An 8339-nucleotide genomic window follows, 5' to 3' on the forward strand; every position below is an offset into this window, starting at 1 on the left:
CGCCTGTATCGAATGCGGTTTTGAGGAAAACGCCGACGTGGTCGGCGCGATCAATGTTTTGGCGCGGGGACACCGCGTTGCAGCCTGTGGAGAGCCGGTGCAGTCGGGTCGCTCCGTGAAGCAGGAACCCGCGGAGGCGATCTGAAGCGAGCATCATCGTTTTAGGAGCGGTAGGAATCCCCTGCATTCAGGCAGGGGAGGATGTCAACGACTGCGTACATCGAAGCGCCGATGCACCAGATTCAGCGCCACCTGCAGGTGATGCATCGGATCCATGATCGTCCGATAAGGACGCTTGTAGACCTGGCGGAGCTCGTGGCATTGCAGGGCGCGACGCACCTGTTTGGCGCTCGCCGCTCGGCTGTGAGTACGCAGCTGCCGCACCATTCGAGGGTGGCCTGTAGCTGGCGCGGTAGACGGCATTCACTTGAGCATCCAGCGCGGCATTTGTCCGGGCTCGCTGACTTAGTTCCTTGGCCACGCAACTGGCAATAGCCGTTGCATGACGCATCCAGAACTTGGAACGCCGACTGACACTGTAGCGCATCAGCGATGCCAATCGATCCATGCATACTTCATCGCGTCCCTTCGTGGAGTATGCCGTCGCCTTTCGAAAGATCTCGATGCCCAGCTTCGCGCTGGCCAGTTCCTTGCGCAGCCTGCTGACCTGGGTTCCAGATCGTTGACGGGACGACGGATGGACGCGGGTTGCTCGCCGTCGCCCGTGTTGCGGTGTCCGTGTTGCCATTGAAGTGATCACGGCTCCGGTTCCCCGATGTGGCGCGGCACCGCCAGTCTGCGGGGCGGCCAATGCTGGCCAACAACCGCGGCCAACCGTACCTCCTCCATCTCGGATTCCTGCGCGTGTTGTGTTCTCGGCGCCCGTTTCTCTGACATGCGTCTCTCCGTACACGAAAAAAGTTACCGAACTTCTTGCTATACGTGGAATCGAGGCAGGGCCATTCCTGGTGGGTGCTCATAGACCATTGGTGACGTGATCAGTACCATGGGCGCCGACCTTGCATTTTCAGGCGATTTTTTGCAAGCGCTTGGATTGGTTGGGTGATAATAATGTTGTTAGGTAAATGATGCTTCATATTTCACGAAAGGATGTTTCGGTAAATCGGTGGCGCGCACACTACGACAGTGATCATGTATTGTTTATGGATGGCCGAGTGAATTGGTATGTGGGTGGGATAGGGGAAATTATTCTATATTTGCAAAAGGCTCAAATTGAATCGATTTGCGCTTGCTTCTCCGATGACTTTCACTATATTTGGCCATAATTTTCGTTGGTTGCGGAATCGCGGGGAAAAGGTTTTCGGATCCATGCATTTGTCTCGTCATCAGAAATTGCTGCGTATGGCAGTGGGGCGTCAGTTAGATAGCGTGATTGCGCGAATCCGCTTCGAGAATCCATCGGCGTTTCACGTAGAACGCACTAGTGGCAGCGTGATTGAGACGCTGTCGACTCGCGATTTTTTTGATCAGCCAATGCGCCGAGAACCTTGTCGGAGGTTCCTTCGTCCTTGTGTCCGTCATGCAGAGACAAGCGAAAAGACACAGGTTGTCGTCGAAGATGGGGCGCAAAAAGCGGATGTTGCGCCGATTTGATGGTCGGCCGGGCGCTGCTGTTCTGGCTCGCAGCCACCTGTGTGGGCGATGCGGCAAATGAAGTGCGGTGGCGATTACGAAGATTCTGTCGCCGGCGCGATGCACTGCGTCAAGTGCGCTGACAAAGCATTAAAATTCAAGGGGTAAAAATGGGTTCTCTTGGTGAACGTCTACGCGAGGAGCGGATCCGAATTGGATTGAGCCAGAAGGAGTTTGGAGCCATCGCTGGCATGACAAAGCAGACCCAGTTCAATTATGAAGCAGGAACAAGATCACCGGATGTCATCTATTTGATGGCGTTAAGGAGCGTTGGCATTGATCTTTGGTATGTGCTTACAGGTGAGCGCTCTTTGCGGCTTCCGACTGATGACGAAAGCGAAGTCGTTGGGGGTTATCGATTGCTCTCTGAAACAGGTCGAAGTGCGATTAAGCGGGCAATTCGCACATTGTTGGCGAATGATATCGTAGATATGGGCGGGAAGATGGGCCAGAGTGCCGCCAGGCAGTCCGGTGAGGTGGCGTGCCGAGAACTGGCCGATGGGAATGGTTGACATTCCGATTGATGTGCAGAGTGACAAAACCTCTGGATGGGCAATGTAGACTCAACGGAGTCGTATGAGAGACATCACGAGCAAATGGATCTTGCGGCCGTCTCGTGGGAATTTCCTCGATAATTGGTACGGGACGGTCTTTCACGGCGTGATGTCGCTTGGAGTCAGTTTCGAAGTATGCGGTCGTTGAACGATGCCCGTGAGACTTTGTGGTCGGTAGGCCTGCTCCAGGGCATGAGGGCGGCATAGTCGTCCCAGTCTCAGTGAACGCTAAGTCCGCGACGAGCCAGACGAGATAGCGGTACCAATCGATACCGTTCACGTTGCAGATTCGACGTGGGAGTATAGGTGTATTAGCCGGGACTTGGTGCGACACGTGTCGCCGTCTGCCGCGCGTTAAGCGGCATGTAGTAGATGGCAAAGCTCATTTCTACCTTGTCACGCGCGGCTCGCCGTGCCGTGACCTGCTGTACGACCAGCAGTTGCCTACCGGGACGTGCGTGACTGGTGACGGTCAGGTGCGAAGCTCCCGGGACAAAGTACTCGTCGAAAGACGTCACAGCCGGCGACGGCGCGTGACGACGCTGCAAGCTGCAATGGTGGCGTGGAGGCGAGGCAAGTTCCGCATGCGCAACAGACGTGAACCGTCGATAAACCTCATAAGGCTGATATGACTCCCCGTGTCAATCGGGATCGTTTTTTTCGGTTTTCGAATGCATGTTGTCTGAATTTCCTGAGGGCGACGTAGCAGTAAATCTCGACGGTGGATCACGCTGATATCCGCGGGTTGGGTACCGCATTACAGAGGTCCGTCCAAGGAGCCTACCGCTATCTAGAGCCGCAAGTCGGATGCAGTCCGTTGCGTAGCCTCATCGCGGGTTACTCGTGTGCCGGGCTACGCCGCCTTCAGGAAACTCTTCCTCCAGTCGTGAGTTAGTGGGGCCGATTTTGCGTCAGGCGGGAAACGCCTCACGCGGTACGGCGAGCGACATGGCGAGGCGGCTGATGTCCCAGATGAACCCGCTGAGTTCGCGGGCGAGCGCGACCACCGCGATGTTCTTCTCCTTGCCGCGCGCGACGAGCCTCCGGTAGCGTCGACACAAGCGAACTTGTGCGTCCCAGGCGCGATCCACGATAGGCTTTGGGATGCCTTCGTGGCGACGCTGGATCTCGGGACTCACGCGTGCTGGGTGCTGGTAGCTCCAGGCTGCTTCGACGAGCAGTTTTCTCGCGTAGCTGTTGCCGTTCTTCGTGATGCTGCCCTGACGGCGCCTCTCACCCGACGAGTGTTCGGATGGCGTCACGCCTAGCCAAGCCATCAACTGGCGTGGGTGTGCGAAGCGCGATAGATCGCCGAGTTCGGCGAGCATGCCGACCGCCGTGGTGAACTGCACGCCACGCATCGTCTGCAGGCCCAGTACGGCCGGATAGAAGCGCCAGTTGACAACCACCTCGCGCAACGCAGCCTCGATCCGATCGCATTGCGCGAGGCGGTCATCGATCGTGCGCCGCAGTTCCTCGAACGCCAGTTGCTGCCAAGCGTTGTCGAACGCAAACGCGCTCAGCCAGCGTCGGTGTGCAGGTCTCCAGTCGGCACGGCCTGTATAGCGCACCCCATGCGAGAGCAGAAAGGCCTTCAGCCGTTGCCGCGCACGCTTCAGATCGTCCTTGGCGCTGACCCACGCGTGGGCCAGATCGCGAAACGCTTCGTCTTCGACGCTGGGCACATACACCGCTGTCAGATCTGCTGCGCGCAGCGACCGCGCAAGCTTCACGGCGTCACGTCGATCGGTCTTGACGCGTTCGCCCGGCTTCCTGGGAATTAACGACGGTGCGCATACCATGCAGTCGAATCCCTTCTGCACGAGTTGGCGGTACAGCCCGTAGCCGCGTGGGCGGGTCATGGTGAGCCGCGCCGAAGTTCGTCGGCTTTCGCACTTGGGCGATTCTGTCTCGTGAAAAGAAAGCAATTTGTCGGATCTCGAATATTCTAAAAGATCGAAGTCGAAAATTTGAAAACGTACTATGCTCGATCGCGCAAGTGTGTCTCCTCGCACAGTAGTATTTTGCCCGCTTGGCGCGGGCATTCTTTTGCGCGCTAAGTGGCGAGCTTGATCGTCCTCCAGGCCCCTCCACGCCGCTAGAGAGGCCTTTGGGTCCGCCTTCGGGCGGGCTTTTTTCTGCATATGGTCGTGACGACACATATTGTCGCTATCACCTTCGCCCGAGACATCTGGCGATCTTCGTACAACCTTGTTCGTTCTCGAGGTGTACCGATGAGTTCTCTGCTATTACGGTGTGGTGCCAATGTGTTCGTGGCGTGGGTTCTGTGCATGAGTCTGACAGGAAATGCCGCCACTGAATTGCGACCTGACTGCCGAGGCGTGCATTGCGGCGCACATGAGCTCGGCTTCACGGGACATGGTCCCGGCATCTGGACGTACCGCAACGATGGCGCGCAAGCAGAGCATCTGAAAATCTCCCTGTCCGGTCTGCATCGAAACACTGTAACGCTAGTATTCACGAATGCCAGCACGCAACCGCAGGCGATGCCAAAGGGCCTGCGTGACCACGCCCCCGGCACGCTGCCGGATGCACCATTTATCCCTAATCTGGTCGACCCGCTCCCGGGGCCGGCAACTGATATGGGTGGCCGATGAAGTATGGACGCCACACATGCAACGCCAATTGCCGCTGCTGGCCGGTCTACTGTTCGGTTCGCCCGGCTACGATGGCATTATCGACCAGTACATCACGGATTTCGGGATACAGCCGTGGGGACCGCGGCCAGCAAGCGCCGACAACGACGGGCTCATCCCTGCCGAAATCCGCGATATTGACATCGTGATCGCACCCAACGGGGCCGGAAATATCCAGTTTTTCGACAACGCGCAACTGCGTCGCAAGCCGACCAGCAACGAAGCACTGGCGCTTTTTGTTGGCAGCGAGAGCGGCGAGGTGACAGGAAATGGGGAACGCGTACGGCAATGAGAATGTTGGCTTCTTGTTTGGCGCGATGCTTGCCGGTTTCGTGCATGCAGTTGCGAAGGCAGCCGACTGCTGTGTCGGCCAATGAGTCAGCACCGGCACCTAAAGGGCAGTTGGTGTCGCAGGGCGCGAATCAGATGAGGCGGCAGCTGCGTTGGACGCCGTCGCTACCGCAGCTGCGCGGTGCCCCCTCCCCTGCGGGGCTCGCTTAAGTGGGTACTTTCGATGCACCCACGGATCGGGTGCAGAGGCCCTTGTGGCGAGGGAGGGCGCGGAGTTCTGAGGCCGCAGGAAATCGTGCGTCTCGATGCACTTCGATGCGGATTCGTGCAGTTCAATTAGAGGTGACTGGAGATGTCTTCCAGTGCGAGGGGGATGCGATCGGGCGATTGGAGAGCCCACTCGGTGTTCTGGCTAACGTGCAGCACCACCTCAGTTGTGCCATTGGGGAAATACGCAGCCTTTTCGCTGGCTCCTGATTAGCGGGATGACCTTCGACAGCGCGATAACGTCGGGCTGCGGGACGTCCGTAAGGGCGACGCCGCGCAGCGCGCTGGCGTGCGGCCTGATCAGCACGAGTTCGGTGATCGTTTGCTCGACATGCGTGATCGGCGAGTCGGGGGGTACCGGCCCAGGTATCCGTATCGAAAGCGCCGGTCGAAGCCGCAAAGGAAACTTATAAATATCTCGACAAAACTTATGATATAACTTATAATTCCCGCATGAACTCGATCAAATGGACCCCGAAAGCAGCCAAGCAACTGCGCAAGCTGGATCGCCAGAATCAGGTGGTCATCCGCGACAGCGTAAGCACTTTGGATACGATGCCGAACTGCCGGAACGTGAAGTCGCTGACGAATCACCAGTACGGCTACCGGCTCAGGGTCGGCAACTACCGGGTTCTGTTCAACTGGGACGGCGAGATCAAGGTAGTCGAAATCGAGGAGGTAAAGAAACGCGATGAACGCACGTACTAACATCCAAATCATCAACGGGCCGGACGGAGCGCCGGCCTTTGTGGTGATCCCCTACGCGGATTACATGGCGCAGCACGAAGAAGAGCGCGACCTGATTCCACACGCAGTGATCAGCGCCACGGTTGACGGGGCGACGCCCCTGCGCGCATGGCGTGAACATTTGAACCTGACGCAGGTCGACGTCGCGGCGCGGCTCGGCATCAGCCAGTCGGCCTACGCGCAGCAGGAGCGCAGCGAGAAGCTGCGCAAGTCGACGCGCGAGAAGATCGCCGCCGCGCTTGGCATCACGGCCGCGCAGCTCGATTTCTGACGCGCGATCAGTGTGAGAAATGCCGCTAGGCACTTCGGTGCCGGCGGCTTTTTGTTTGCCTGCGACTCACGCACCGGCACGGCGGCTCAGGTCCCTTCGCGGTCGGTGAATGGCGGGCGAGAGCGCTCTACGCCTGATGCAGCTAAATTGCAGCTTGGACGTGTCAGATTTGCCGTGATCTATCGTGTTTAGTTTTGATTATGTAGTCTGCGAGTTGCACAAGGTTTTGATTTATAAGGATTTGATATGCGTCAGTAAAGCTCTGTCGGCAGGGTTCTGGCAGACTGGCCTGCACGAACCCTGCGGACCTTGACGCACTCAACCCGGAACAGTTGCGCACCCTTGCCGCGCAACGATTGCCGAGGTCAAGGAGAAGGAGCGGGAAGCGAGCGAACGAGACCGGGAGCTACGCTTCCGGCAGACCCGTATCGATCAACTCACCCACGAGGTCTCGATCCTCAAGCGCCGGCAGTTCGGCCGGCGCAGCGAACAGCTCAACAGCGAGCAGATGAACCTGCTCGACGAGGCGATCGATGGCGACTTGGTTGCCATCGAGATGGAGCTCGAGCAACTCGAGCCGACGCGAGCTGAACGGCAACGCGAGCAGCCGAAACGGGCACCGCTGCCGCCGCAACTGCCACGCACCGACGTCCATCACGAACCGGACAGCACAACGTGCCAGTGCGGTTGCGAACGCATACGGATCGGCGAGGACGTGAGCGAGAAGCTGGACTACACGCCCGGCGTGTTTACGGTGGAACGGCACATCCGCGGCAAGTGGGTGTGCAAGGCGTGCGAGACGCTGATCCAGGCGCCGGTTCCACCGCATGTGGTCGACAAGGGCATGCCCACCGCCGGGTTGCTCGCGCAGGTGCTGGTCGCCAAGTACGGCGACCACTTGCCCCTGTATCGCCAGGAACAGATCTTTGGTCGTGCGGCACTGGCCATCCCGAGATCCACGCTTGGGGGCCTGGGTGGGCCGGTGTGGCGTGCAGTTGCAGCCGTTGGTCGACGCATCGGCCGGGCCATCCGGCAACAGGGTGTTGCACGCCGACGAGACGCCGGTGCAAATGCTCAGTCCCCGCAAGGGCAAAACGCACCGGGCATACCTGTGGGCGTATACGTCGACTCAGTTCGGCGAACTGCGCGCGGCGGTCTACGACTTCGCCGAGAGCCGCGCCGGCGCGCACGCTCGCACCTTCCTGAAGGGCTGGCACCGGCAAGCTGGTATGTGACGACTACAGCGGGTACAAAGCCTCGTTCCAGCATGGCATCACCGAGATCGGATGCTCGGCCCATGCCTGGCGCAGGTTCTTTGGATTGCCATGCTAACCACAGCAGCCAGGTTGCGGGGCAGGCCCTACCGTTCTTTACCGCGCCCTACGACATCGAGCGCGAGGCCGCAGCATTGGATGCCGACGAACGGCAGCGGCTTCGACAGCGTCGGGCCAAGCCGGTCTGCGACGCCCTCTAACTGCGTCAGGCGGGAAATGAATGGGGACGGACCACCTATCCGGCCGTTCACTTATACGCCCGGTCGTGATGCGAAATACGCGGCGCAGTTCGATGTCGGCGTTAAAGGGGGCGCAATACCGAGGACGGACGGCTACGAGTTGTACACAGGCATCGCGCACGACCACCAGCTCGTCCATCTCGGTTGCTGGACGCACGCGCCACGCATGCTCGTTAAGGCCGAGGCCCGCAGCGCGGTTGCGTCGCCGCTATAGCGCCAGCGCGCTCGCGCATTGGCTGGCCGTCGTACCGGGCAGCATGCTCGGCAAAGCCGTGCAGTATCTGTGGCCCACACTTGTCCGTTACATCCCGAACGGCGATTGGCCGATCTCCAGCGGCCTCGTTGAAAACGCAATCAGGCCGTCCGCCATTTCGCGCTCATTCTGC

The 8339-nt window shown here is 59.2% G+C and carries 7 protein-coding genes and 4 pseudogenes; 8 read left to right on the forward strand and 3 right to left on the reverse strand.

Features of this window, described 5'->3' with window-relative positions:
* A pseudogene (locus C7H84_RS37515) lies at positions 1-145 on the forward strand (cytosine methyltransferase); the annotation flags it as partial.
* A 59-nt stretch (positions 146-204) separates the two neighbouring features.
* Here C7H84_RS37515 and C7H84_RS35875 read toward each other — a convergent pair.
* Positions 205-387, reverse strand: a complete 183-nt coding sequence (locus tag C7H84_RS35875) for a hypothetical protein (RefSeq protein ID WP_121863193.1) — start codon at positions 385-387, stop codon at positions 205-207.
* A 1376-nt stretch (positions 388-1763) separates the two neighbouring features.
* On the opposite strand from C7H84_RS35875, the gene C7H84_RS35880 reads away from it, so the two are divergent.
* A complete protein-coding gene (locus C7H84_RS35880) occupies positions 1764-2165 on the forward strand; it encodes a helix-turn-helix transcriptional regulator (protein ID WP_121863194.1) in 402 nt (133 codons plus the stop codon).
* Between the two features lie 953 nt (positions 2166-3118).
* Here the strand turns inward: C7H84_RS35880 and C7H84_RS35885 are convergent.
* The gene (locus tag C7H84_RS35885) at positions 3119-4369 is read right to left on the reverse strand and encodes an IS110 family transposase (protein ID WP_346428415.1); all 1251 of its coding nucleotides are present in this window, start codon (positions 4367-4369) and stop codon (positions 3119-3121) included.
* A gap of 72 nt (positions 4370-4441) precedes the next feature.
* Between C7H84_RS35885 and C7H84_RS36885 the strand changes: the two genes are divergently transcribed.
* Both C7H84_RS36885 and C7H84_RS35890 read left to right on the forward strand, forming a co-directional pair.
* Positions 4442-4825: a hypothetical protein gene (locus C7H84_RS36885; protein ID WP_162999525.1), complete on the forward strand. Its 384-nt coding sequence runs from the start codon at positions 4442-4444 to the stop codon at positions 4823-4825.
* 16 nt (positions 4826-4841) lie between these two features.
* Positions 4842-5156 carry a hypothetical protein gene (locus tag C7H84_RS35890; protein ID WP_121863195.1) on the forward strand — a complete coding sequence of 105 codons (315 nt, stop codon included), beginning with the start codon at positions 4842-4844 and terminating at the stop codon, positions 5154-5156.
* Positions 5157-5636: 480 nt separating this feature from the next.
* Here C7H84_RS35890 and C7H84_RS37725 read toward each other — a convergent pair.
* Positions 5637-5798 (reverse strand): annotated as a pseudogene (locus tag C7H84_RS37725) (phage tail assembly protein); the annotation flags it as partial.
* Positions 5799-5875: 77 nt separating this feature from the next.
* Here C7H84_RS37725 and C7H84_RS35895 point away from each other — a divergent pair.
* From C7H84_RS35895 to C7H84_RS35910, 4 genes and pseudogenes are all read left to right on the forward strand, one after another.
* Positions 5876-6130 carry a type II toxin-antitoxin system RelE/ParE family toxin gene (locus C7H84_RS35895; RefSeq protein ID WP_121863196.1) on the forward strand — a complete coding sequence of 85 codons (255 nt, stop codon included), beginning with the start codon at positions 5876-5878 and terminating at the stop codon, positions 6128-6130.
* Positions 6114-6440 carry a helix-turn-helix transcriptional regulator gene (locus tag C7H84_RS35900; protein WP_121863197.1) on the forward strand — a complete coding sequence of 109 codons (327 nt, stop codon included), beginning with the start codon at positions 6114-6116 and terminating at the stop codon, positions 6438-6440. The genes C7H84_RS35895 and C7H84_RS35900 overlap by 17 nt, the downstream gene beginning before the upstream one ends.
* A gap of 284 nt (positions 6441-6724) precedes the next feature.
* A pseudogene (locus C7H84_RS35905) lies at positions 6725-7911 on the forward strand (IS66 family transposase); the annotation flags it as partial.
* Between the two features lie 16 nt (positions 7912-7927).
* Positions 7928-8339 (forward strand): annotated as a pseudogene (locus C7H84_RS35910) (transposase); the annotation flags it as partial.

It is taken from the genome of Burkholderia sp. Nafp2/4-1b (genome assembly GCF_003635165.1).
Classification (GTDB): domain Bacteria; phylum Pseudomonadota; class Gammaproteobacteria; order Burkholderiales; family Burkholderiaceae; genus Burkholderia.

What these genes read in the sequence shown, in the direction of transcription:
- C7H84_RS35875 (WP_121863193.1), bottom strand. Translation starts at nt 387, where the DNA reads ATGGTGCGGCAGCTGCGTACTCACAGCCGAGCGGCGAGCGCCAAACAG.
- C7H84_RS36885 (WP_162999525.1), top strand. Translation starts at nt 4,442, where the DNA reads ATGAGTTCTCTGCTATTACGGTGTGGTGCCAATGTGTTCGTGGCGTGG.
- C7H84_RS35885 (WP_346428415.1), bottom strand. Translation starts at nt 4,369, where the DNA reads ATGTGTCGTCACGACCATATGCAGAAAAAAGCCCGCCCGAAGGCGGAC.
- C7H84_RS35900 (WP_121863197.1), top strand. Translation starts at nt 6,114, where the DNA reads ATGAACGCACGTACTAACATCCAAATCATCAACGGGCCGGACGGAGCG.
- C7H84_RS35880 (WP_121863194.1), top strand. Translation starts at nt 1,764, where the DNA reads ATGGGTTCTCTTGGTGAACGTCTACGCGAGGAGCGGATCCGAATTGGA.
- C7H84_RS35890 (WP_121863195.1), top strand. Translation starts at nt 4,842, where the DNA reads ATGCAACGCCAATTGCCGCTGCTGGCCGGTCTACTGTTCGGTTCGCCC.
- C7H84_RS35895 (WP_121863196.1), top strand. Translation starts at nt 5,876, where the DNA reads ATGAACTCGATCAAATGGACCCCGAAAGCAGCCAAGCAACTGCGCAAG.